The following is a 23,748-nucleotide window of genomic DNA, read 5'->3' on the forward strand; positions in this document are numbered from 1 at the left end:
GCGAAAGCGAAAACCCCGGAAAGCGGAGCGCGAAAGACTCTGATAGAGTCGGAAACGCAAGAACGAAGAACGAAAGCCCGGAGGAAAGCCCCAGTAAGTGTTACTGCGGGTGAGTACGAAGGAAGCGTCCGTTCCTTGAGAACTCAACAGCGTGCCAAAAATCAACGCCAGAAGTTGATACCCCGTCCACTTCGGTGGATGAGGTTCCTTTGAAAAGACCTTCAGGGTCCGCTTCGGTGGACGCCTGGGGGCAACAAACACAGCGAGGACGCAGTGGTCAGTCGGTCCTATTCCGACATGACTGGCCCGCTCTACGTGTGTGTGCACCGGATCACCGGTAAACATTCATGGAGAGTTTGATCCTGGCTCAGGACGAACGCTGGCGGCGTGCTTAACACATGCAAGTCGAACGATGAACCTCCTTCGGGAGGGGATTAGTGGCGAACGGGTGAGTAACACGTGGGCAATCTGCCCTTCACTCTGGGACAAGCCCTGGAAACGGGGTCTAATACCGGATACGACTGCGGAAGGCATCTTCCGCGGTGGAAAGCTCCGGCGGTGAAGGATGAGCCCGCGGCCTATCAGCTTGTTGGTGGGGTAATGGCCTACCAAGGCGACGACGGGTAGCCGGCCTGAGAGGGCGACCGGCCACACTGGGACTGAGACACGGCCCAGACTCCTACGGGAGGCAGCAGTGGGGAATATTGCACAATGGGCGAAAGCCTGATGCAGCGACGCCGCGTGAGGGATGACGGCCTTCGGGTTGTAAACCTCTTTCAGCAGGAAGAAGCGAAAGTGACGGTACCTGCAGAAGAAGCGCCGGCTAACTACGTGCCAGCAGCCGCGGTAATACGTAGGGCGCAAGCGTTGTCCGGAATTATTGGGCGTAAAGAGCTCGTAGGCGGCCAGTCACGTCGGATGTGAAAGCCCGAGGCTTAACCTCGGGTCTGCATTCGATACGGGCTGGCTAGAGTGTGGTAGGGAGATCGGAATTCCTGGTGTAGCGGTGAAATGCGCAGATATCAGGAGGAACACCGGTGGCGAAGGCGGATCTCTGGGCCATTACTGACGCTGAGGAGCGAAAGCGTGGGGAGCGAACAGGATTAGATACCCTGGTAGTCCACGCCGTAAACGTTGGGAACTAGGTGTTGGCGACATTCCACGTCGTCGGTGCCGCAGCTAACGCATTAAGTTCCCCGCCTGGGGAGTACGGCCGCAAGGCTAAAACTCAAAGGAATTGACGGGGGCCCGCACAAGCGGCGGAGCATGTGGCTTAATTCGACGCAACGCGAAGAACCTTACCAAGGCTTGACATATACCGGAAACATCCAGAGATGGGTGCCCCCTTGTGGTCGGTATACAGGTGGTGCATGGCTGTCGTCAGCTCGTGTCGTGAGATGTTGGGTTAAGTCCCGCAACGAGCGCAACCCTTGTCCTGTGTTGCCAGCATGCCCTTCGGGGTGATGGGGACTCACAGGAGACCGCCGGGGTCAACTCGGAGGAAGGTGGGGACGACGTCAAGTCATCATGCCCCTTATGTCTTGGGCTGCACACGTGCTACAATGGCCGGTACAATGAGCTGCGATACCGTGAGGTGGAGCGAATCTCAAAAAGCCGGTCTCAGTTCGGATTGGGGTCTGCAACTCGACCCCATGAAGTCGGAGTCGCTAGTAATCGCAGATCAGCATTGCTGCGGTGAATACGTTCCGGGCCTTGTACACACCGCCCGTCACGTCACGAAAGTCGGTAACACCCGAAGCCGGTGGCCCAACCCTTGTGGAGGAGCCGTCGAAGGTGGGACTGGCGATTGGGACGAAGTCGTAACAAGGTAGCCGTACCGGAAGGTGCGGCTGGATCACCTCCTTTCTAAGGAGCACAGTACCGATTGCAGGCAAACGTTCTGCACGGTCAGCTCATGGGTGGAACGTTGATTAGTTGGCATCTTCGGATCTGATGGTTCTCGAGTACTGCTTCGGCGTGGAAAGAGGATGCGGATGAACGAGGGTGCCTGGCACGTTGTTGGGTCCTGAAGGCACGGCCGTCTGGCTGGTCTTCAGTGCCGGCCCCAGTGAACTCGCCAGCTTGTCTGGTGGGGTGATGGGTGGCTGGTCGTTGTTTGAGAACTACACAGTGGACGCGAGCATCTGTGGCCAAGTTTTTAAGGGCGCACGGTGGATGCCTTGGCACCAGGAACCGATGAAGGACGTGAGAGGCCGCGATAGGCCCCGGGGAGCTGCCAACTGAGCTTTGATCCGGGGGTGTCCGAATGGGGAAACCCGGCAGTCGTCATGGGCTGTCACCCGCTGCTGAACACATAGGCAGTGTGGAGGGAACGAGGGGTGAAACATCTCAGTACCCTCAGGAAGAGAAACAACCGTGATTCCGGGAGTAGTGGCGAGCGAAACCGGATGAGGCCAAACCGTATGCGTGTGATACCCGGCAGGGGTTGCGCATGCGGGGTTGTGGGAATGAGCTTCAGTCGTCTGCCGGCGGCTGGGCGAGTCAGAAACCGTATGGATAGGCGAAGGACATGCGAAAGGTCCGGCGTAGAGGGTAAGACCCCCGTAGCTGAAATCTGTACGGCTTGCTTGCTCATCTCCCAAGTAGCACGGGGCCCGAGAAATCCGTGTGAATCTGGCGGGACCACCCGCTAAGCCTAAATATTCCCTGGTGACCGATAGCGGATAGTACCGTGAGGGAATGGTGAAAAGTACCGCGGGAGCGGAGTGAAATAGTACCTGAAACCGTGTGCCTACAAGCCGTGGGAGCGTCGGACGTGCTTGCACGTCTCGTGACTGCGTGCCTTTTGAAGAATGAGCCTGCGAGTTAGCGGTGTGTAGCGAGGTTAACCCGTGTGGGGAAGCCGTAGCGAAAGCGAGTCCGAACAGGGCGTTTGAGTTGCACGCTCTAGACCCGAAGCGGAGTGATCTAGCCATGGGCAGGTTGAAGCGGAGGTAAGACTTCGTGGAGGACCGAACCCACCAGGGTTGAAAACCTGGGGGATGACCTGTGGTTAGGGTGAAAGGCCAATCAAACTCCGTGATAGCTGGTTCTCCCCGAAATGCATTTAGGTGCAGCGTCGTGTGTTTCTTGCCGGAGGTAGAGCACTGGATAGGCGATGGGCCCTACCGGGTTACTGACCTTAGCCAAACTCCGAATGCCGGTAAGTGAGAGCGCGGCAGTGAGACTGTGGGGGATAAGCTCCATGGTCGAGAGGGAAACAGCCCAGAGCATCGACTAAGGCCCCTAAGCGTACGCTAAGTGGGAAAGGATGTGGAGTCGCAGAGACAACCAGGAGGTTGGCTTAGAAGCAGCCACCCTTGAAAGAGTGCGTAATAGCTCACTGGTCAAGTGATTCCGCGCCGACAATGTAGCGGGGCTCAAGCGTACCGCCGAAGTCGTGTCATTGCAGTAATACTCCCAACGGAGGCTGTGATGGGTAGGGGAGCGTCGTGTGCCGGGTGAAGCAGCCGCGGAAGCGAGTTGTGGACGGTTCACGAGTGAGAATGCAGGCATGAGTAGCGATACACACGTGAGAAACGTGTGCGCCGATTGACTAAGGGTTCCTGGGTCAAGCTGATCTGCCCAGGGTAAGTCGGGACCTAAGGCGAGGCCGACAGGCGTAGTCGATGGACAACCGGTTGATATTCCGGTACCCGCTTTGAAACGCCCAATATCGAGGCGAGCGATGCTAAGTCCGTGAAGCCGTCCTGGATCCTTCGGGTGAAGGGAAGTGGTGGAGCCGACGAACCGGACTTGTAGTAGGTAAGCGATGGGGTGACGCAGGAAGGTAGTCCAGCCCGGGCGGTGGTTGTCCCGGGGTAAGGGTGTAGGCCGAGGGGTAGGCAAATCCGTCCCTCATACAAGGTTGAGACCTGATGCCGAGCCGATTGTGGCGAAGTGGATGATCCTATGCTGTCGAGAAAAGCCTCTAGCGAGTTTCATGGCGGCCCGTACCTAAACCGACTCAGGTGGTCAGGTAGAGAATACCGAGGCGTTCGGGTGAACTATGGTTAAGGAACTCGGCAAAATGCCCCGTAACTTCGGGAGAAGGGGGCCATTCCTGGTGATAGGTCTTGCACCTTGAGCTGGGGTGGCCGCAGAGACCAGCGAGAAGCGACTGTTTACTAAAAACACAGGTCCGTGCGAAGCCGTAAGGCGATGTATACGGACTGACGCCTGCCCGGTGCTGGAACGTTAAGGGGACCGGTTAGCTCCATTTCGGTGGGGCGAAGCTGAGAACTTAAGCGCCAGTAAACGGCGGTGGTAACTATAACCATCCTAAGGTAGCGAAATTCCTTGTCGGGTAAGTTCCGACCTGCACGAATGGCGTAACGACTTCTCGACTGTCTCAACCATAGGCCCGGTGAAATTGCACTACGAGTAAAGATGCTCGTTTCGCGCAGCAGGACGGAAAGACCCGGGACCTTTACTACAGTTTGATATTGGTGTTCGGTTCGGCTTGTGTAGGATAGGTGGGAGACTGTGAAGCGGCCACGCCAGTGGTTGTGGAGTCGTCGTTGAAATACCACTCTGGTCGTGCTGGATGTCTAACCTCGGTCCGTGATCCGGATCAGGGACAGTGTCTGATGGGTAGTTTAACTGGGGCGGTTGCCTCCCAAAGGGTAACGGAGGCGCCCAAAGGTTCCCTCAGCCTGGTTGGCAATCAGGTGTTGAGTGTAAGTGCACAAGGGAGCTTGACTGTGAGACCGACGGGTCGAGCAGGGACGAAAGTCGGGACTAGTGATCCGGCGGTGGCTTGTGGAAGCGCCGTCGCTCAACGGATAAAAGGTACCCCGGGGATAACAGGCTGATCTTCCCAAGAGTCCATATCGACGGGATGGTTTGGCACCTCGATGTCGGCTCGTCGCATCCTGGGGCTGGAGTCGGTCCCAAGGGTTGGGCTGTTCGCCCATTAAAGCGGTACGCGAGCTGGGTTTAGAACGTCGTGAGACAGTTCGGTCCCTATCCGCTGTGCGCGTAGGAATATTGAGAAGGGCTGTCCCTAGTACGAGAGGACCGGGACGGACGAACCTCTGGTGTGCCAGTTGTCCTGCCAAGGGCATGGCTGGTTGGCTACGTTCGGGAGGGATAACCGCTGAAAGCATCTAAGCGGGAAGCCTGCTTCAAGATGAGTATTCCCACCTCCTTGAGAGGGTAAGGCTCCCAGTAGACGACTGGGTTGATAGGCCAGATGTGGAAGCCCGGTAACGGGTGGAGCTGACTGGTACTAATAGGCCGAGGGCTTGTCCTCAGTTGCTCGCGTCCACTGTGTTAGTTCTGAAGCAACGAACTCGCCTTGCCGGCTTGAGTTCAACTTCATAGTGTTTCGGTGGTCATAGCGTTAGGGAAACGCCCGGTTACATTCCGAACCCGGAAGCTAAGCCTTTCAGCGCCGATGGTACTGCAGGGGGGACCCTGTGGGAGAGTAGGACGCCGCCGAACAATCATTGTGGGTCAGCCCCGCACCAGCTCTGGTGCGGGGCTTTCCTGCGTTTACCAGCCGTGCATGTGTACACCGCTGTAGATTCGGGTCATGTCCGATGCCATGATCCGAGTGTCGGCTGAGGTGCGCGATCGCCTTGCGGTCATCGCCGAGTCCCGCGGCACGTCCATCAGAGCTCTCGCGCAGGAGTTTGCGGAGTCCACGCTCACCCACGAGGAGCGGCGCGAGCGGGCCGAACGGGCGCGTGAGTACATGGCCGAACACTTCGGTGTGCGAGTGACGGACGAGGAGAGCGCGGAGATGGGGCGCAGGATCCGTCAGGCCTTCGCGGGCCGACACGAGAATGCGGCGTGATCCGGCAGCACCTCGTCCTCGATCGTTGACGTGGACCGCCGGCCTCACAGGCGGCCGGCGGACTTCAGGGCGAGGTAGGCGTCGGCCAGGGCGGGGGCCAGGGTGTCGGGGGCGGCGTCCACGACGTGGACGCCGTGGCGGGCCAGTTGGTCCGCGGTGCGGCGGCGCTGGGCCTGGGACTGGGCCGCGGCCGCGGCCTCGTAGACCGCGTCCAGGGTGCCGCGGGCGCGGGCCATCTCCGCCACCTTCGGGTCCGAGACCGAGGCCAGGAGGACCGTGTGGCGCTGGGTCAGGCGGGGAAGCAGGGGGAGCAGGCCCTCCTCCACCGGAGCCGCCTCCAGGCTGGTCAGCAGGACCACCAGGGAGCTGCGGGGGGCCGTGCGGAGGATCGTGGAGACGAGCGAGCGGGCGTCCGTCTCGATGAGTTCCGGCTCCAGCGGGGCCATCGCGTCCACGAAGGCCGGCAGGACGTCGCCCGCCGAGCGGCCCTGGACCTGGGCGCGGACCCGGCGGTCGTAGGCCAGGAGGTCCACGCGGTCGCCGGCGCGGGCGGCCAGGGCCGCCAGGAGGAGGGCCGCATCCATCGAGGCGTCCAGGCGGGGGGCGTCGCCGACGCGGCCGGCCGAGGTGCGGCCCGTGTCCAGGCAGACCAGGATGTGCCGGTCGCGTTCCGGGCGCCAGGTGCGGACCGCGACGCCGTGCCTGCGGGCCGTCGCGCGCCAGTCGATCGAGCGGGTGTCGTCCCCCGGGACGTAGTCGCGGAGGCTGTCGAACTCGGTGCCCTCACCGCGCGTCAGGACGCTCGTCCGGCCGTCCAGTTCGCGCAGGCGCGCCAGGCGGGACGGCAGGTGCTTGCGGCTCGTGAAGGGCGGGAGGACGCGCACCGTCCAGGGGATGCGGTGCGTGCCCTGGCGGGAGGCGAGGCCCAGAGGACCGGAGGAGCGGATCGTCACCCGGTCCGCGTGGCGGTCGCCGCGGCGGGTGGGGTGCAGACGGGTCGACACGCGGCGGCGTTCGCCCGGAGGGACCGTCAGCGTGTGCCGGGACGCCGCCTGTTCGGTGCCGGGCAGCCAGCTGCTCGGAGGCCACGCGTCGCGGATCCGGGCCCGCAGCGGGCGGGTTCCCGGGTTGGTGACCGACAAGTGGACCTCGGCCGGCTCGCCCAGGCGGACCGCCGTGTCGCCCGAGCGGGACAGGACCAGGCTGCGGACCGGCGCCGCCAGCGCGTAGTCGAGGGCGCAGGCTGCGGCCAGCGGGCCGTTCACCGCGAGGATGCCCGCCCAGGACGGCTCCAGCAGGCCGACGGGGAGGGCGCCGAGGGCCGCCAGCAGGGCGGCGCGTCCGGTGAGGGCCATCAGCGGGGCACGGGGACGTGGGACAGGACGGCGTTCAGCACCGCATCCGGTGTCACACCTTCCATCTCGGCCTCCGGGCGCAGCTGCACCCGGTGCCGCAGCGTCGGCAGGGCCAGCGCCTTCACGTCGTCCGGTGTGACATAGTCCCGGCCGGTCAGCCACGCCCACGCGCGGGACGCGGCGAGGAGGGCCGTCGCGCCGCGCGGGGAGACGCCCAGGGACAGCGACGGCGACTCGCGGGTGGCGCGGCATACGTCGACGACGTACCCGGCGATATCCGGCGACACGGCGACGGCGGCGACGGCCTCGCGGGCCGCCCGGAGCTCCTCCGGTCCCGCCACCGGGCGGATGCCGGCCGCCGCGAGGTCGCGCGGGTCGAAACCCGCCGCGTGCCGGGTCAGGACGTCGACCTCGTCGGCGCGGGAGGGCAGCGGGACGTTCAGCTTCAGCAGGAAGCGGTCCAGCTGCGCCTCGGGCAGCGGGTACGTGCCCTCGTACTCGACCGGGTTCATCGTCGCGGCGACCAGGAACGGCTCGGGCAGGCGGCGCGGGGTGCCGTCCACCGTCACCTGCCGCTCCTCCATCGCCTCCAGCAGCGCGGACTGCGTCTTCGGAGGAGTGCGGTTGATCTCGTCGGCGAGGAGCAGGTTCGTGAAGACCGGGCCCTCCTGGAAGGAGAACTCGGCGGTGCGGGCGTCGTAGACCAGCGAGCCCGTCACGTCGCTCGGCATCAGGTCCGGGGTGAACTGGACGCGTTTCGTGCCGAGGTCGAGGGAGGCCGCCAGGGCCCGTACCAGCAGGGTCTTCGCGACGCCCGGGACGCCCTCCAGCAGGACGTGGCCGCGGCACAGGAGGGCGACGACGAGACCGGTGACCGCCGGGTCCTGGCCCACGACGGCCTTGCCGATCTCGGTGCGGATCGCCTCCAGGGCGGAGCGGGCGCTGTCCGTGGTGGCCGTCATGAGGAGCGGACCTCTCTTTCGAGGGCGTCGAGGTGGTCGGCGAGCGCGACGAGTGCCGCGTCCGTTGCGGGCGGGAGGCCGAAGAGCAGGGCCGCTGCGTCCCGGTCCGGGCCGGAAGCGCGCGCCGACACGGCCGGCACGAGGACCGCCGGGTCGTGGCAGCCGGACTTCGGTACGCCCACGAGGGCGGCGAGGCGCTCCCGGGCGGCGGCCCGCAGCACCGTCGCCGCGCGCTCCCGGGCGGCGGCCCTGCGGTAGAGGCGGGCGCGGCCCTCGGTGGCCTCCGAGGCGCGGACCGCGACGGGGAGGCGTTCGGTGACGAGCGGGCCGAGGCGGCGGGCCCGCCACAGGGCGGCCAGGACGGCGGCGATCAGCAGCTGGAGGAGCGCCCAGTGCCAGCCCGCCGGGATCAGGTCGGTGAGGGCGGTGTCGCCGCCCGCGCCGTCCCGCAGCTCGGCGGGCGAGGGCAGGTACCAGACGAGTTCGGGGCGGCTGCCGAGCAGGTGCAGGGCCAGGGAGGCGTTGCCCTCGCGGGCCAGGTCCTCGTTGAGGAGGAAGGCGGCGGAGCCGGCGACGACGGTGTCGCCGCCCGCGGTCGCCGACGGCAGGACGAGCAGGGTCGGGCGGCCGCCGTCCGGGTAGCAGGCGGCCGCGCCCGCGGCCGTCGTCGTGTACCGCAGGCCGCCACCCGTGTCGGCGCGTCCCGCGGTGCGGGCGGCGGGCAGCGCGCAGTCGGGGGCGGGGGTGTCGGTGCGGGAGGCGCCGGCGGTGTGCACCGCGGGCGCGAGGTCGCGCAGGGCGGTGCCTCCCGGGGCCAGGAGGACGGTGCGGCCGCCGGACAGGTCGGCGGCGGAGCGGATCGTGCCGCGTGCCTGCGGGCCGAGCAGGTCGGGGCGGGCGACCAGCAGGGTGGTGCCGGGGCCGGCCGCGCCCGCGGCGGCGTCCGCCGTCGTGACGATACGGGTGCTCACGCCGCGGTCCCGGAGCAGCGCGGCGACGGCCCGGGTGCCCGAGGGGTCCGCGGAGCGGGGGTCGAGGCGGCCGTGGCGGCCGCCCGGGTCCAGGGCGGCGAGGACGACGCCCGCGGTGATCAGGACGGCGAGGGCGAGGAGCAGGCCGCGGGCGCGGCGCCACACCGCGGCCGGTGTCGCGGCCGGGCGGAACGTGCCGCCGGCGGGCTCGGGCGGGGAGGCCGGGCGCGGGGCGGCGGCGGTCATGCCGGGCCGCCCGTCAGGCGGGGCCGGGTTTCGGCCAGGGCCAGGTCGAGGTCGCGGAGGCGGCCGTAGGCGGCGGCGTCGGCGGTGCGGCCGCCGTAGGCGACGTCGTCGAAGGTGCGGGCCGCGGCGCGCAGCGCGTCGGCGTGGCCGGGGAGGGCGGGCGCTGCCGCGGCGGCGGCCTCGTCGGCGGTGCGGCCGGGGCGCGGGTCGAGGAGGGCGCGCTCCTCCAGGGAGCGGACGACGGCCCGCATGCGCTCCTGGACGGCCTCGTTCCAGCGGGCCGCCGCGGCGTGGGCCTCGGCGGCGGTGCGGTGGTCGGCGGCGCTGCGCGGGCCGTCGGCGAACAGGGCGGCCGCGCCGGCGGAGGTCCGGCGCGGTGTGCCGAGCCGCCACCACAGGGCGGCCGCGGCGAGGACGGCCAGGGCGGCCGCCGCGGCCAGGCCGGCGGTGCCGCCGGGGGCGGCCGCGCCGGCTCGGTCGAAGAGGTCGCCGAGCCACTCCCAGAAGGCGTCCAGGGCGCGCCGCAGCAGCCCGGGGTCGTTCTGGTGGTAGGCCGGGTCGGACAGTTCCCGTTCGGCCGCCTCGCGGGCCGGGCCGCGAGGTGTCGTGACCGGCGGCGTCTCCCCGGCCGCCGCGCCCGCGATGAGGTCCCCCCTGCTCGCCACGGGCGGCTAGCCGGCCGTGGGCGGGGCCGCGGGGTCCGTGCCGTACTCGTGCAGGCCGGCGGCGCGGGCCAGCTCCAGGTCGAGGGCCTCGCGGCGGATGCGCTGGTCGACGTACAGGAGGACGGTGACGCCGGCCTGCATCGGGATGGTGACCGTCTGCACGATGACCGCGCCGATGCCGGAGATGACCAGGAACGGCCAGCTGGTGGCCAGGGTCTGCTGGTCGAAGCCGTCGAGGCCGCCGGCGATGACCAGCGCCAGGGCGCTGATCGGCGTCAGGATCACGAACGACACGACGAGCGTGATGATCGCGGTCAGGGCCGTGATGCCGAAGATCCGCCACCAGGAGCCCTGGACGAGCCTGGAGGAGCGGCGCAGGGCCGTGACGATGCCGGACTTCTCCAGCATCAGCGCCGGCGAGGCCAGCGTGAACTTGATCGCGAGCCAGAGCAGCAGCGGCAGGGCGGCGAGCCCGCCGAGCAGGAGCAGGCCGGTGCTCCGGGTGAGGATGCCCGGCAGGAGCAGCACGGTGGCGAGGGCGGCGGCGCCCAGGCCGATGGCCAGGGCCAGGCCGGCCAGGCGCGGCAGCTGCGGGCGGGCGTCGCGCCAGGCCTCGCCGACGGACGAGGCGCGGCCGATGACGGCCCGGCTGAAGACCATGGTGAGCAGGGCGGTCGCCAGGATTCCGGCGATGAACTGGACGAAGGCGGTGCCCAGGCTCGACAGGAGCGTGTCGGTGAGCGAGTCGACGAGCTCCTGCAGGTCCGGCTCCTCGCTCATCACGGGGACGGCCGGGAAGGCGTACTTCTTCAGCAGGACGTCGGTGATCTGGACGACCGTGGCGATGACGAGGGTGATCGCGAAGACGGAGCGCCAGTGGCGTCGCATGGTGGCGACGGCGCCGTCGAGGATCTCGCCCATGTCGAGGGGGCGCAGCGGGATGACGCCGGGCTTGGCGGCCGGGGGCTTGCCCCACCGGCCGGGGCCGCCGGGGTAGCCGTACGGGCTGCCGGGGCCGGTGCCGCCGCGGTTCCAGCCGCCGGGCGCGGGCTGCTGCGGGCCGGCCGGGGGCTCGGGGGTCTGCGGGGCGCCGGGGCTCTGCCAGTCGCCGGGAGGCGGCTGGCGCTCGGCCCACTTGCGGCCTTCTGCGGGGGGCCGGGCGTCGGAGCCGGGCCCGGGGGAGTCGGGTGCGCCGGGCCGCTCGCCGTCGGACGGAGAGGATCCGGGCGCGGCCCAGCCCGGAGAGTCGTTCATCGTCGCTCCTTCACGTGTGCCTGCCGGGGGCGGGGGCGCTGGTCGGCTGCCATCGTGCCACGTGGGAACAGCGTGCGGGCGGGCCGTCCCCCGCCGTACCGGGCCGCCTGCGGGTTCAATTGTCACCCTGATCCGGGGCAGACTGGGCGATGTGATCTCCACACGGGGCCGAGGGGCGGTTTCCGGCCATTCTGGCTGTGGGGCAGCTCACCGCCTGGTAACGATTGGCTAATGGGATGATGTCAAGCATGAAGGGACGCGTCCTTGTCGTCGACGACGACACCGCACTGGCCGAGATGCTCGGCATCGTGTTGCGTGGTGAAGGTTTCGAGCCGTCGTTCGTAGCGGACGGCGACAAGGCACTGGCTGCCTTCCGGGAGGTCAAACCGGACCTGGTGCTGCTGGACCTGATGCTGCCCGGGAGGGACGGCATAGAGGTCTGCCGGCTCATCCGGGCCGAGTCCGGGGTGCCGATCGTGATGCTCACGGCGAAGAGCGACACGGTGGACGTCGTGGTGGGCCTGGAGTCCGGGGCCGACGACTACATCGTCAAGCCGTTCAAGCCGAAGGAGCTGGTGGCCCGCATCCGGGCGCGCCTGCGCCGCTCGGAGGAGCCGGCTCCGGAGCAGCTGACCATCGGCGACCTCGTGATCGACGTGGCCGGGCACTCCGTCAAGCGCGACGGCAGCTCGATCGCGCTGACGCCGCTGGAGTTCGACCTGCTGGTCGCGCTCGCCCGCAAGCCCTGGCAGGTCTTCACCCGCGAGGTGCTGCTGGAGCAGGTGTGGGGCTACCGGCACGCGGCGGACACCCGCCTGGTCAACGTGCACGTCCAGCGCCTGCGCTCCAAGGTCGAGAAGGATCCGGAGCGCCCCGAGATCGTCGTGACGGTGCGCGGTGTCGGCTACAAGGCAGGACCGAGCTGACGTGATGTCCGGCAGGCCGCGGGGCGGCTCCCGCTGGGGGGCCCTGCGGGGCGGCCGGCTGCTCCAGGACGGAGCGCCCGGCGGTCCCGTGCTGCGGCTGCTCGTACGCCTCGTACGGCGGCCGCTGCTTCCGGCTGTCCGGCTGTGGCGGCGCAACATCCAGCTGCGGGTCGTCGCCGCGACCATGCTGATGTCGCTGACCGTCGTGCTCGCGCTCGGCGTCGTCGTCATCGCGCAGGTCAGCACGGGCCTTCTCGAGGCGAAGGAGGAGGCGGCGCAGAGCCAGGCCGCGGGCGGCTTCGCCGTCGCGCAGGAGAAGGCGAACACCCCGGCGACGGTCGACGGCCCCGACGCCACCGACAACAAGGTCGGCCGGGACGCCAGTACCTGGATGAACTCGCTGGTCAAGCAGCTCGCGAGCGGCGGCCAGACAGCGTTCGAGGTGGTCGCGCTCGGCGTCGGCACGGGCGCCCCGGGCGGCCCTGCCGCGGGCGGCGTCGGCCGGCCCGGCGGTCCCGGCGCATCCGGCGTCAAGGGCGCCCGCGCCTCCGGCAACGTCGACCCGACCGCGAGCGTCCCGCCGGCGCTGCGGCACGCCGTGAACCACGCCACCGGCACGTTCAAGACGTTCTCGCAGATCAAGTACACGGCCGGGGCCGGCGACAAGGACCCCGAGCCCGCGCTGGTCGTCGGGAAGCGGCTCACCGACATCAACGGCGACCCCTACGACCTGTACTACCTCTTCCCGCTGACGCAGGAGGAGGAGTCGCTGAACCTGGTCAAGTCGACCATCGCCACCGCCGGCCTGTTCGTCGTCGTGCTGCTCAGCGCCATCGCCTGGCTCGTGGTCCGGCAGATCGTCACCCCGGTGCGGATGGCCGCGGGCATCGCCGAGCGGCTGTCGGCCGGGCGGCTGCAGGAGCGGATGAAGGTCACCGGCGAGGACGACATCGCCCGCCTCGGCGAGGCCTTCAACAAGATGGCGCAGAGCCTCCAGGGCAAGATCCAGCAGCTGGAGGAGCTGTCGCGGATGCAGCGCCGGTTCGTCTCCGACGTCTCGCACGAGCTGCGGACCCCGCTGACCACCGTGCGGATGGCCGCCGACGTCATCCACGACGCCCGCGTCGACTTCGACCCGGTCACCGCCCGTTCCGCGGAACTCCTCGCCGGGCAGCTCGACCGCTTCGAGTCGCTGCTGGCCGACCTCCTGGAGATCAGCCGCTTCGACGCGGGCGCCGCCGCGCTGGAGGCCGAGCCGATCGACCTGCGCGACGTCGTCCACCGGGTCGTCGAGGGCGCCGAGCCGCTCGCCGAGCACAAGGGCACCCGGATCCGGGTGCTGGGCGACACCCAGCCGGTCATCGCCGAGGCCGACGCCCGGCGCGTGGAGCGCGTCCTGCGCAACCTCGTCGTCAACGCCGTCGAGCACGGCGAGGGCCGCGACGTGGTGGTGCGCCTCGCCTCCGCGGGCGGCGCCGTCGCCATCGCCGTACGGGACTACGGCGTCGGCCTCAAGCCCGGCGAGGCGACCCGTGTCTTCAACCGCTTCTGGCGGGCCGACCCGGCCCGCGCCCGCACCACCGGCGGCACCGGCCTGGGCCTGTCCATCGCCGTCGAGGACGCCCGCCTGCACGGCGGCTGGCTCCAGGCCTGGGGCGAGCCCGGCGGCGGCTCCCAGTTCCGGCTGACGCTGCCGCGCACCGCCGACGAGCCGCTGCGCGGCTCCCCGATCCCGCTGGAGCCCGAGGACTCGCGGGCCAACCGGGCCCGCGCCGCGGCCGGCGCTGCCGACCGGCCGAAGGGGCCGCAGGCGCAGGCGCCCGCGCGCACCGACCGCTCGGCGATACCGCCCCGGCCGCCGGTCGGCGGGGCCGTGCCGGTGCCGGCCGACCCGACGGCCCTGCCCGGCAGCGGTGCCCGCGTCGTGGCCCGCCCCGCCGACCAGGCAGCACAGGAGGATGGAGCAGGTGGACGCTGAGCCGGTGGGCGCAGAGCCCGTACGAGCCGAGGCCGGGCCGCCCGCGGGGCGCGGCGGCGCCCGCACCGGGCGCCGGCCGGCGGCCGCCCGCGCCTGCGCGCTCGGCGCGGGCGTGCTGCTTCTGGCCGGCTGCGCGTCCATGCCGGTCAGCGGCGAGATCCGCGAGGTGCGGGCCTCGCAGGGCGTGGACTCGCAGGTGCGGGTGTTCGGTGTGCCGCCGGCCGACAAGGCGGGCCCGACCGAGATCGTCGACGGCTTCCTGGAGGCCATGACCAGCGACGACCCGCAGCTGCAGACCGCCCGGAAGTACCTCACCGAGGACGCGGCGCGGACGTGGCGGCCCAGCACAGGCGTCACCGTGCTGTCGGCGGGCATCGACCGCTTCTCCCTGCCCGGCGACAAGGACGGCCCGGGGCCCCGCTTCAAGATGGCCGGCAAGCGCCTCGCGACCGTGGACGAGCGCAGCGCGTACCAGCCGGCCCCCGAGGACAGCCGCTACGAGGAGACCCTGCAGCTCGTGCAGGAGAACAAGCAGTGGCGGATCCAGACCCCGCCGGCGAGCCTCGTCCTCAGCGAGTCGGACTTCCAGCGCATCTACATGCCGGTGAACAAGTACTACTTCGCCGGGGGGACCCTCGTCGCCGACCCGGTGTACGTACGCCAGCGCAGCGACCCGGACTCGCGGATGGACCCCACGACGCAGACGGTGCAGTCGCTGCTCGCCGGGCCGTCCAAGTGGCTGGGGCCGGTGGTCACTTCGAGCTTCCCGACGGGGACGGAGCTGCGCGAGGGCACCAAGTCCCTCGCCACCGACGGGCAGAACGTCCTGCGTGTGCCGCTGAACCGGAAGGTCGACGACGTCGCGCAGCCGCAGTGCCAGAAGATGGCCACGCAAATGCTGTTCACCGTCAAGGAACTGGCGGCGTCCCGGCTGGAGCGGGTGGAGCTGCTGCGCTCCGACCGCTCCCTGCTGTGCTCGGTGACGGACGCGGGCGCCTCGGCCATCGCGCACCGCGTGCCGAGCCCCGACTACCAGTACTACGTCGACGCCGAGAGCCGCTTCGTGCGGATGAAGCTCGACGTCAACAGCGAGGACCAGCAGTACCGGGCCGAGCCCGTGCCGGGCCCGCTGTCGGGCAGCCCGGCGTTCAAGGCCGCCTCGGCCGCGGTCTCGTACGACGAGAAGCGGGCGGCCGCGGTCTCCGAGGACGGCCGGGGCATGTACCTGGTCAACCTGACGACCGCCGGGCCGATGCCGGCGCCGGTGCTCACCGCCAAGGGCGCCAAGCCGAACGGGCTGAGCACGCCCAGCTTCGACGCGGCCGGCGACGTGTGGGTCGCCGACCAGGACCCGCAGGCGCCGGCCCTGTACCGGGTGCCGGCGGGGACCTCCGTCGCGCAGAAGGTCGAGGTGGCCGGGCTGGACGGCCGGATCACCGCCGTGAGGGCCGCCCCGGACGGGGTGCGCCTCGCGCTGCTGGTGCAGAAGGGCAACCTCAAGAGCCTCTACATCGGGCGCATCGAGCGGCCCGAGGGCGGCAAGCCCGCGGTGGCGGCCGCGCCGCCGGTGACGGTGCGGGAACTGCGCCCGGCGGCCCCGCAGATGGCCGACGTCACGGCGCTGAGCTGGGCGCCGCGCGGGCGGCTGCTCGTGGTGGGCCGGGAGAAGGGCGGCGTCGTGCAGGCCCGCTCGATGCTGGCGGACGGCTCGATGGTCGCGGCGAGCCTGCCGGGGGCGACCGGGCTGATCGCGGTGGCCGCCGCGGACGACGACAAGAAGCCGGTCGTGGCCTGGTCCGAGGACGACGGCATCGTGTGGCTGCCGCCGGGCGCGCAGTGGCGCACGATCGCGCTCGGCCGGGCCCCGGTGTACCCGGGCTGACCGGCTGACCGGCTGACCGGTACCGTTGTCCACAGGGGTGGCGGAGCGGCGTCCTGCCCGGCACCGTGGAGGCATGCGCGCGTGGTGGCGGGAGCTGTCGGGCCTGGTCCTGCCGCCGTGCTGCGCGGGCTGCGGGGCGGCGCGGGAGGTGCTGTGCGCGGCATGCGCGCGGGCGCTCGCCGCGGGCCCGGCCGGCCGGGTCGTTCCGGCGGGCTGCCCGCCGGGGCTGCCCGCGGTGTACGCGGCCGCCGCGTACGGGGGCCCCGTACGGGCCGTGCTGCTCGCCCACAAGGAGCGCGGGGCGCTGCCGCTGGCCGGGCCGCTCGGCGGGGCGCTGGCCGGGGCGGTCCGCGCGGCGCTGCCGCAGTCTGCGGCCGGGGCGGCACCCGGGGTGGTGCTGGTCCCCGTGCCGTCGGCGCGGGCGCAGGTACGGGCGCGGGGGCACGATCCGGTGCGGCGCACCGCGCTGGCCGCGGCGGGGCGGCTGCGGCGGGCCGGGGTGGCCGCGCGGGTGGCGCCCGTACTGCGGCAGGTGCGGCCGGTGGCCGACCAGGCCGGGCTGGGTGCCCGGGAGCGGCGGGCGAACCTGGCCGGGGCGCTCGGGGTGTGCCGGGGCGCGGGGCGTCTTGCGGCCGGGGCGCGGATCGTGCTGGTCGACGACGTGGCGACGACGGGGGCGACGCTCGCCGAGGCGGCGCGGGCCCTCGCGGGGGCGGGCCTGGGCGAGGCGCAGGGGGCGGCCGTGGTGGCCGCTCCGCATGGGGCGTTCGTACGAATCCCGCCGTTTGCACAGACAGACCAACCCTTGGGTGAATAGATTTGGAACTGCAGGGGAAGGCGCATCGTTGCAGGTAGTGAGAGGGAGAAAGCTCCTGAACGGAGGTACGTTCCGGTAGCGGGTGCCGACAACCGTCTTGGAGAGATATGTTCGGTTGTAAGGAACTGGCGACCCTGGGATTCGCACCGGATCGCACGTTTCGCAGGTCTTGAATCTTCGTGTCAGAGGCTGTCTCTCGACTCCGAAGTCGGTGGGGTGTAGATCTTGCCGATGGGGGAGGAGGAGGTGAAAGTCGCCAAGTCCGAGGCTCCGGTGAACACCGGAGCCTGGTGCGAAAGGGAGACGCTTCGCCGCGAGGCGGAGCTATCCGGGAACGGAGTTCTGCGTGGACATCGTCGTCAAGGGCCGCAAGACCGAGGTGCCCGAGCGGTTCCGCAAGCACGTTGCGGAGAAGCTCAACGTGGACAAGATCCAGAAGTATGACGGCAAGGTCATCAGCCTGGATGTCGAGGTGTCCAAGGAGCACAACCCGCGCCAGGCCGACCGTTCCGACCGTGTGGAGATCACCCTGCGCTCGCGCGGACCGGTGATCCGTGCGGAAGCCGCCGCGGCCGACCCGTACGCGGCGCTCGACCTCGCACACGAGAAGCTCGAGTCCCGGCTGCGCAGGCAGCACGACAAGCGGCACAGCCGCCGCGGCGCAGGCCGCCTCTCCGCGGCCGAAGTCGCCGACGCGGTGCCGGACGCCGCGACCCTGAACGGGAGCGGCCAGCCGGTCTCCGCCGACGAGGCGGACGCGATCCCGACCACCCGCATCGGATCGCTGGAGGTGCAGGGCGAAGGCCCGCTCATCGTCCGCGAGAAGACGCACTCGGCTTCACCCATGTCGCTCGACCAGGCCCTGTACGAGATGGAGCTGGTCGGCCACGACTTCTACCTGTTCGTCGACTCCGACACCAAGATGCCGAGCGTCGTCTACCGGCGCCACGGCTACGACTACGGCGTGATCCACCTCAACTCCGACCAGGCCTCCAGCAACGGCGAGGCCGGTGCAGGGGGCGCGGGCGGCGCGCTCGGCGGCTGAGGCCGCACCGGATTTCCGCGCGGTGCCCCCGCCGGACGCCTCGGTGTCCGGCGGGGGCACCGCCGTGACCGGGCGGCCCGGCTGCGGATGACCGGTATGCGCCGGTCGCCGTCCGGGCGCCCGCGCCGGGGGCCGCGGGCATGGAATCATGGCGGGCAGTCAACCCGCGGGCCTGCCCGCGGCGTTGGCCGGCAGCTCGGTACGTGCAGGGGGAGGAACGATGGCGGACGGTTTCGGGCCGGAGCGCGGCGAAGACGGCGGTGAGCCGATCCGGGTGCTCGTCGTCGACGACCATGCCCTGTTCCGGCGCGGGCTGGAGATCGTCCTCGCGCACGAGGAGGACATCCAGGTCGTCGGCGAGGCCGGGGACGGCGCGGAGGCGGTGGACAAGGCGGCGGACCTGCTGCCGGACATCGTGCTGATGGACGTGCGGATGCCGCGCCGCGGCGGGATCGAGGCATGCACCTCGATCAAGGAGGTGGCCCCCTCCGCGAAGATCATCATGCTGACGATCAGCGACGAGGAGGCCGACCTCTACGACGCGATCAAGGCGGGGGCGACGGGCTACCTGCTGAAGGAGATCTCCACGGACGAGGTGGCCACCGCGATCCGCGCGGTGGCGGACGGGCAGTCGCAGATCAGCCCCTCAATGGCGTCGAAGCTGCTGACCGAGTTCAAGTCGATGATCCAGCGGACCGACGAGCGCCGGCTGGTCCCGGCGCCGCGGCTCACCGACCGCGAGCTGGAGGTCCTCAAGCTGGTCGCGACGGGGATGAACAACCGGGACATCGCCAAGGAGTTGTTCATCTCCGAGAACACGGTGAAGAACCACGTCCGCAACATCCTGGAGAAGCTCCAGCTGCACTCCCGGATGGAAGCGGTCGTGTACGCGATGCGCGAGAAGATCCTGGAGATCCGTTAGCACGGCGGCCTGCCGGGCGCGGCCCCGGAGAGCCCCGGGGCCGCCCGCGCGCACCGGTCAGAGCGCGGCCAGCTCCGCCGTGACGGCGGCCGCCTCCTGCGGAGTGGCCGCGCGCTCGACGCGGACGGCGTCGCAGCCGACCCACTCGGCCGCCTCGCGCAGGGCCGCCGCCATGTGCCGGGCGTCCCCGGGGGAGGTCAGCGACAGCTGCCGGGCCACCAGCGTGCTGCCCTCGCGGGCCGGGTCGACCCGGCCGCGCAGCCGCCCGCCCGCCAGCAGCGGCATCGCGAAGTAGCCGTGTATCCGCTGTGCCTTGGGGACGTAGGCCTCCAGCCGGTGTGTGAAGCCGAAGACCCGCTCGGTGCGCGCCCGGTCCCACACCAGGGAGTCGAACGGGGACAGCAGGGTGGTGCGGTGGCGGCCGCGCGGGGCGGCGGCCAGGGCGGCCGGGTCCGCCCAGGCCGGCTTGCCCCAGCCCTCGACCTCGACGGGGACCAGGCCCGAGTCCGCGATGACCGCGTCGACCTGCTCGCCCTTGAGGCGGTGGTAGTCGGCGATGTCGGCGCGGGTGCCGACGCCCAGGCTCTGCCCGGCCAGCGCGACCAGGCGGCGCAGGCACTCCCGGTCGTCGAGTCCGTCGTGGAACAGGGCGCCGGGAACGGCCCGCTCGGCCAGGTCGTACACGCGCTTCCAGCTGCGCCGCTCGGTGCAGACGACCTCGCCGATGTCGAGCAGCCACTCCACCGCGATCTTGGTCTCGGACCACTGGAACCACTCGCCGCCGTTCTTGGCGCCGCCCAGCCCGGTCGAGGTCAGCGGCCCCTCCGCCCGGAGGCGGTCCCGTACGGCCCGGGTGGAGCGGTCCTGGTCGGCGAGGATGTGCCAGCGGTGGCCGCGGGCCCGGTTGGCGCGCCGCCGGAAGGCGAAGTGGGGCCACTCCTCCATGGGCAGGATGCAGGCCGCGTGCGACCAGTACTCGAAGGCGTGGCCCTGCGACCAGTACGCCGCCTCGACGGTCCCGCGGCCGACCGCGCCGAGGCGGGCGTACGGGACGAGCTCGTGCGAGCGGGCCAGGACCGAGATCGTGTCGAGCTGGACGGCGCCGAGGCGGCGCAGCACGCCCCGCACCCCGGCCCGCCGGTCGGGGGCCCCGAGGAACCCCTGGGCGCGCAGGGCGATCCTGCGGGCTTCGTCGGCGGAGAGGGACACGGCTGCTGCGGCGGGGGTGGTCATGGCCGCAGCCTAGGACGCGGTACTGACAGCGGGTCCGTGGCCCCGGGCCGGGAGGTGGGGGAGCGCGGACTCCATGCCGAGGTCGGCGGGGAGGAGGCCGCCCACCCAGCAGTCGCGCCAGGTGCCGCGGACCGCCAGGGCGGCCCGCAGGACGCCCTCGACGCGGAATCCGGCCTTCTCCGCGACGGCCCGGGAGCCGGCGTTGCCGACCTCGGCCCGCCACTCGACCCGGCCGGCGCCGAGCGCGGTGAAGGCCCAGCGGGCGGCCGCGCCGACGGCCTCGGCGGCGTACCCGCGGCCGCGGTGCCCGGCGGCCGTCCAGTAGCCGACCTCGTAGGCGGCGGGGCCGCGTACATGCAGTCCGACCGCTCCGACGAGGGTGCCGGGGCCGGCGAGGCGGATGCCGAAGGAGTACTCGGTGTCCTCCCGCCAGCCGGCCGGCGCGATCTCGCCGGTCCAGGCGCGGGCGTGCCCGATCTCGTACGGGGCGGGGACGGAGGTCCAGCGCTGGATGCCGGGGTCCTGGCAGGCGCGGTGGACGGCGTCGGCGTCCTCGGGCTCCCAGGGGCGCAGGACCAGCCGGTCGGTGCTCAGGGTGATGGGTTCCATGACCGGATTCTGCTGGCGCCGCCGCGCCGTGGCGACCAGTTTTGCCGTGCTGCGGCACCTTCCGGCTCCCCCGTACGTTCTCATTCCGGGCGCTTGCAGCCCCGCGGCCACGGCGGACCTCCCGACGCGACCGGGTCCTCGCTTACGATGGCCGGTGCGGTGGGGCCCACCCTCCGTGCCCGCGTACGAACCAGTGCCAGGCCCGACCGGCAAGGAGACAAACCTCGGTGTCCGTCTTCAACAAGCTCATGCGTGCAGGCGAAGGCAAGATCCTGCGCAAACTGCACCGAATCGCGGACCAGGTCAACTCCATCGAAGAGGACTTCGTCAACCTCTCCGACGCCGAGTTGCGGGCGCTCACGGACGAGTACAAGCAGCGCTACCAGGACGGCGAGAGCCTCGACGACCTGCTGCCGGAGGCCTTCGCCACGGTCCGCGAGGCCGCGAAGCGCGTCCTGGGCCAGCGGCACTACGACGTCCAGCTCATGGGCGGTGCGGCGCTGCACCTCGGCTACGTGGCGGAGATGAAGACCGGTGAGGGCAAGACCCTCGTCGGCACCCTGCCCGCGTACCTGAACGCACTGTCCGGCAAGGGCGTCCACCTGATCACGGTGAACGACTACCTGGCCGAGCGCGACTCCGAGATGATGGGCCGCGTCCACAAGTTCCTCGGCCTGAGCGTGGGCTGCATCCTGGCGAACATGTCGCCGGCGCAGCGCCGCGAGCAGTACAACTGCGACATCACCTACGGCACGAACAACGAGTTCGGCTTCGACTACCTGCGCGACAACATGGCGTGGTCGAAGGACGAGCTGGTGCAGCGCGGCCACAACTTCGCCGTGGTCGACGAGGTCGACTCGATCCTCGTGGACGAGGCCCGCACCCCGCTGATCATCTCCGGCCCGGCCGACCAGGCCACCAAGTGGTACGGGGACTTCGCGAAGCTGGTCACCCGCCTGACCAAGGGCGAGCCGGGCAACCCGCTCAAGGGCATCGAGGAGACCGGCGACTACGAGGTCGACGAGAAGAAGCGCACCGTCGGCATCCACGAGGCGGGCGTCGCGAAGGTCGAGGACTGGCTCGGCATCGACAACCTCTACGAGTCGGTGAACACCCCGCTCGTCGGCTACCTGAACAACGCCATCAAGGCGAAGGAACTGTTCAAGAAGGACAAGGACTACGTCGTCATCGACGGCGAAGTCATGATCGTCGACGAGCACACCGGCCGTATCCTCGCCGGCCGCCGCTACAACGAGGGCATGCACCAGGCGATCGAGGCGAAGGAGGGGGTGGACATCAAGGACGAGAACCAGACGCTCGCCACGATCACCCTCCAGAACTTCTTCCGCCTGTACTCGAAGCTGTCGGGCATGACCGGTACGGCCATGACCGAGGCCGCCGAGTTCCACCAGATCTACAAGCTGGGCGTCGTCCCGATCCCGACGAACCGGCCGATGCAGCGCGTCGACCAGGCCGACCTGATCTACCGGACCGAGGTCGCGAAGTTCGCCGCCGTCGTCGACGACATCGCGGAGAAGCACGAGAAGGGCCAGCCGATCCTCGTCGGCACCACCTCCGTCGAGAAGTCCGAGTACCTCTCGCGGCAGCTGTCCAAGCGGGGCATCCCGCACGAGGTCCTCAACGCCAAGCAGCACGACCGCGAGGCCGCGATCGTCGCCCAGGCGGGCCGCCGCGGCGCCGTCACCGTCGCCACGAACATGGCCGGCCGCGGCACCGACATCAAGCTCGGCGGCAACCCCGACGACCTCGCCGAGGCCGAGCTGCGCCAGCAGGGCCTCGACCCCGAGGAGCACATCGAGGAGTGGGCGGCCGCGCTGCCCGCCGCCCTCCAGCGCGCCGAGGCAGCCGTCAAGGCCGAGTTCGAGGAGGTCAAGGCGCTCGGCGGGCTGTACGTGCTGGGCACCGAGCGGCACGAGTCGCGCCGTATCGACAACCAGCTGCGCGGCCGCTCCGGCCGTCAGGGCGACCCGGGCGAGTCCCGCTTCTACCTGTCGCTGGGCGACGACCTGATGCGCCTGTTCAAGGCGCAGATGGTGGAGCGCGTCATGGCGATGGCGAACGTGCCGGACGACGTGCCGATCGAGAACAAGATGGTGACGCGCGCCATCGCCTCGGCGCAGTCGCAGGTCGAGACCCAGAACTTCGAGACCCGCAAGAACGTCCTGAAGTACGACGAGGTCCTCAACAGCCAGCGCGAGGTCATCTACGGCGAGCGCCGCCGCGTCCTGGAGGGCGAGGACCTGCACGAGCAGGTGCGCTTCTTCATGGACGACACGATCGACGCGTACATCGCGGCCGAGACGGTCGAGGGCTTCGCCGAGGAGTGGGACCTGGACCGGCTGTGGGGTGCGTTCAAGCAGCTCTACCCGATCAAGGTCACGATCGAGGAGCTGGAGGACGCGGCGGGCGACCGGGCCGGCATCACCGCCGAGTTCATCGCCGAGTCCGTCAAGGACGACATCCACGAGCAGTACGCGGCGCGCGAGAAGGCGCTCGGCTCGGACATCATGCGCGAGCTGGAGCGGCGCGTGGTGCTGTCGGTGCTGGACCGCAAGTGGCGCGAGCACCTCTACGAGATGGACTACCTCCAGGAGGGCATCGGCCTGCGGGCCATGGCGCAGAAGGACCCGCTGGTCGAGTACCAGCGCGAGGGCTTCGACATGTTCAACGCCATGATGGAGGGCATCAAGGAGGAGTCCGTCGGCTACCTGTTCAACCTGGAGGTCCAGGTCGAGCAGCAGGTCGAGGAGGTGCCGGTGCAGGACGCGGCGCCGTCCCTGGCCAAGGAGCCGGCGGGGGCCCGCCCGGAGATCCGCGCGAAGGGCCTGGACGCCCCGCAGCGGCCGGACCGCCTGCACTTCTCGGCGCCGACGGTCGACGGGGAGGGCGGTGTGGTCGAGGGCGACTTCGACTCCGACGGCCAGGCGGGCGACGGCATGACGCGCGCCGAGCGCCGCAAGGCGCAGAAGGCGGCCGGCGGCCGCCGCCGCAAGAAGTAGGGGAGCCGCCCGACAGGGGCGGCTCCCGCCGGGGCCGGACACCGCGTACGCGCGGAGTCCGGC

Annotated in this window: 15 protein-coding genes and 3 rRNA genes; 11 read left to right on the top strand and 7 right to left on the bottom strand. The window is 70.1% G+C overall.

The window, feature by feature from the left end:
• Nucleotides 1-344 precede the first annotated feature (344 nt).
• From MUK52_RS19575 to MUK52_RS19590, 4 genes are all read left to right on the top strand, one after another.
• Nucleotides 345-1,866 (top strand): 16S ribosomal RNA (locus MUK52_RS19575).
• A 282-nt stretch (nt 1,867-2,148) separates the two neighbouring features.
• A 23S ribosomal RNA gene (locus tag MUK52_RS19580) occupies nt 2,149-5,254 on the top strand.
• A gap of 74 nt (nt 5,255-5,328) precedes the next feature.
• Nucleotides 5,329-5,445 (top strand): 5S ribosomal RNA (gene rrf, locus MUK52_RS19585).
• Together the 16S, 23S and 5S rRNA genes form the textbook arrangement of a ribosomal RNA operon.
• A gap of 91 nt (nt 5,446-5,536) precedes the next feature.
• Nucleotides 5,537-5,800 (top strand): hypothetical protein, encoded by a 264-nt coding sequence (locus tag MUK52_RS19590; protein WP_284578694.1) that lies wholly within the window; start codon nt 5,537-5,539, stop codon nt 5,798-5,800.
• A 44-nt stretch (nt 5,801-5,844) separates the two neighbouring features.
• On the opposite strand, the gene MUK52_RS19595 is transcribed toward MUK52_RS19590, so the two are convergent.
• Genes MUK52_RS19595 through MUK52_RS19615 form a run of 5 tightly spaced genes read right to left on the bottom strand, consistent with a single transcriptional unit; the run spans nt 5,845 to nt 11,253 of the window.
• Entirely contained in the window at nt 5,845-7,155 is a 1,311-nt protein-coding gene (locus MUK52_RS19595) for a DUF58 domain-containing protein (RefSeq protein ID WP_284578697.1), read from the bottom strand.
• Nucleotides 7,155-8,117, bottom strand: a complete 963-nt coding sequence (locus MUK52_RS19600; protein WP_114057771.1) for an AAA family ATPase — start codon at nt 8,115-8,117, stop codon at nt 7,155-7,157. Before MUK52_RS19600 ends, MUK52_RS19595 begins: the two co-directional genes overlap by 1 nt.
• Entirely contained in the window at nt 8,114-9,334 is a 1,221-nt protein-coding gene (locus MUK52_RS19605) for a DUF4350 domain-containing protein (RefSeq protein ID WP_114057770.1), read from the bottom strand. The genes MUK52_RS19600 and MUK52_RS19605 overlap by 4 nt, the downstream gene beginning before the upstream one ends.
• Nucleotides 9,331-9,999, bottom strand: a complete 669-nt coding sequence (locus tag MUK52_RS19610) for a DUF4129 domain-containing protein (RefSeq protein ID WP_114057769.1) — start codon at nt 9,997-9,999, stop codon at nt 9,331-9,333. Before MUK52_RS19610 ends, MUK52_RS19605 begins: the two co-directional genes overlap by 4 nt.
• A 6-nt stretch (nt 10,000-10,005) precedes the next feature.
• Nucleotides 10,006-11,253, bottom strand: a complete 1,248-nt coding sequence (locus tag MUK52_RS19615) for a DUF7847 domain-containing protein (protein ID WP_284578702.1) — start codon at nt 11,251-11,253, stop codon at nt 10,006-10,008.
• A gap of 236 nt (nt 11,254-11,489) precedes the next feature.
• Between MUK52_RS19615 and mtrA the strand changes: the two genes are divergently transcribed.
• From mtrA to MUK52_RS19645, 6 genes are all read left to right on the top strand, one after another.
• On the top strand, nt 11,490-12,179 hold the full coding sequence (mtrA, locus tag MUK52_RS19620) for a two-component system response regulator MtrA (RefSeq protein ID WP_189812656.1): 690 nt from the start codon (nt 11,490-11,492) through the stop codon (nt 12,177-12,179).
• Nucleotides 12,180-12,183: 4 nt separating this feature from the next.
• Nucleotides 12,184-14,157 (top strand): MtrAB system histidine kinase MtrB, encoded by a 1,974-nt coding sequence (mtrB, locus tag MUK52_RS19625; protein WP_174250469.1) that lies wholly within the window; start codon nt 12,184-12,186, stop codon nt 14,155-14,157.
• Nucleotides 14,147-16,039, top strand: coding sequence for an LpqB family beta-propeller domain-containing protein (locus MUK52_RS19630; protein WP_246042708.1), 1,893 nt, complete (start codon nt 14,147-14,149; stop codon nt 16,037-16,039). Before mtrB ends, MUK52_RS19630 begins: the two co-directional genes overlap by 11 nt.
• A gap of 73 nt (nt 16,040-16,112) precedes the next feature.
• The gene (locus MUK52_RS19635) at nt 16,113-16,856 is read left to right on the top strand and encodes a ComF family protein (protein ID WP_284578708.1); all 744 of its coding nucleotides are present in this window, start codon (nt 16,113-16,115) and stop codon (nt 16,854-16,856) included.
• Nucleotides 16,857-17,202: 346 nt separating this feature from the next.
• Entirely contained in the window at nt 17,203-17,901 is a 699-nt protein-coding gene (gene hpf, locus MUK52_RS19640; RefSeq protein ID WP_114057764.1) for a ribosome hibernation-promoting factor, HPF/YfiA family, read from the top strand.
• 220 nt (nt 17,902-18,121) lie between these two features.
• Nucleotides 18,122-18,823: a response regulator gene (locus tag MUK52_RS19645; protein WP_114057763.1), complete on the top strand. Its 702-nt coding sequence runs from the start codon at nt 18,122-18,124 to the stop codon at nt 18,821-18,823.
• Between the two features lie 57 nt (nt 18,824-18,880).
• Here MUK52_RS19645 and MUK52_RS19650 read toward each other — a convergent pair whose 3' ends face one another.
• Nucleotides 18,881-20,056 carry a winged helix-turn-helix domain-containing protein gene (locus MUK52_RS19650; RefSeq protein WP_284578715.1) on the bottom strand — a complete coding sequence of 392 codons (1,176 nt, stop codon included), beginning with the start codon at nt 20,054-20,056 and terminating at the stop codon, nt 18,881-18,883.
• 9 nt (nt 20,057-20,065) lie between these two features.
• Nucleotides 20,066-20,665 carry a GNAT family N-acetyltransferase gene (locus MUK52_RS19655; protein WP_114057761.1) on the bottom strand — a complete coding sequence of 200 codons (600 nt, stop codon included), beginning with the start codon at nt 20,663-20,665 and terminating at the stop codon, nt 20,066-20,068.
• Between the two features lie 227 nt (nt 20,666-20,892).
• Here MUK52_RS19655 and secA point away from each other — a divergent pair, with 227 nt between their 5' ends.
• The gene (gene secA, locus MUK52_RS19660) at nt 20,893-23,685 is read left to right on the top strand and encodes a preprotein translocase subunit SecA (protein ID WP_114057760.1); all 2,793 of its coding nucleotides are present in this window, start codon (nt 20,893-20,895) and stop codon (nt 23,683-23,685) included.
• Nucleotides 23,686-23,748: the final 63 nt, after the last annotated feature.

The organism is Streptomyces sp. 2P-4 (assembly GCF_030167965.1).
GTDB lineage: Bacteria > Actinomycetota > Actinomycetes > Streptomycetales > Streptomycetaceae > Streptomyces > Streptomyces globosus_A.

What these genes read in the sequence shown, in the direction of transcription:
- MUK52_RS19590 (WP_284578694.1), top strand. Translation starts at nt 5,537, where the DNA reads ATGTCCGATGCCATGATCCGAGTGTCGGCTGAGGTGCGCGATCGCCTT.
- MUK52_RS19595 (WP_284578697.1), bottom strand. Translation starts at nt 7,155, where the DNA reads ATGGCCCTCACCGGACGCGCCGCCCTGCTGGCGGCCCTCGGCGCCCTC.
- MUK52_RS19600 (WP_114057771.1), bottom strand. Translation starts at nt 8,117, where the DNA reads ATGACGGCCACCACGGACAGCGCCCGCTCCGCCCTGGAGGCGATCCGC.
- MUK52_RS19605 (WP_114057770.1), bottom strand. Translation starts at nt 9,334, where the DNA reads ATGACCGCCGCCGCCCCGCGCCCGGCCTCCCCGCCCGAGCCCGCCGGC.
- MUK52_RS19615 (WP_284578702.1), bottom strand. Translation starts at nt 11,253, where the DNA reads ATGAACGACTCTCCGGGCTGGGCCGCGCCCGGATCCTCTCCGTCCGAC.
- mtrA (WP_189812656.1), top strand. Translation starts at nt 11,490, where the DNA reads ATGATGTCAAGCATGAAGGGACGCGTCCTTGTCGTCGACGACGACACC.
- mtrB (WP_174250469.1), top strand. Translation starts at nt 12,184, where the DNA reads ATGTCCGGCAGGCCGCGGGGCGGCTCCCGCTGGGGGGCCCTGCGGGGC.
- MUK52_RS19635 (WP_284578708.1), top strand. Translation starts at nt 16,113, where the DNA reads ATGCGCGCGTGGTGGCGGGAGCTGTCGGGCCTGGTCCTGCCGCCGTGC.
- MUK52_RS19645 (WP_114057763.1), top strand. Translation starts at nt 18,122, where the DNA reads ATGGCGGACGGTTTCGGGCCGGAGCGCGGCGAAGACGGCGGTGAGCCG.
- MUK52_RS19650 (WP_284578715.1), bottom strand. Translation starts at nt 20,056, where the DNA reads ATGACCACCCCCGCCGCAGCAGCCGTGTCCCTCTCCGCCGACGAAGCC.
- MUK52_RS19655 (WP_114057761.1), bottom strand. Translation starts at nt 20,665, where the DNA reads ATGGAACCCATCACCCTGAGCACCGACCGGCTGGTCCTGCGCCCCTGG.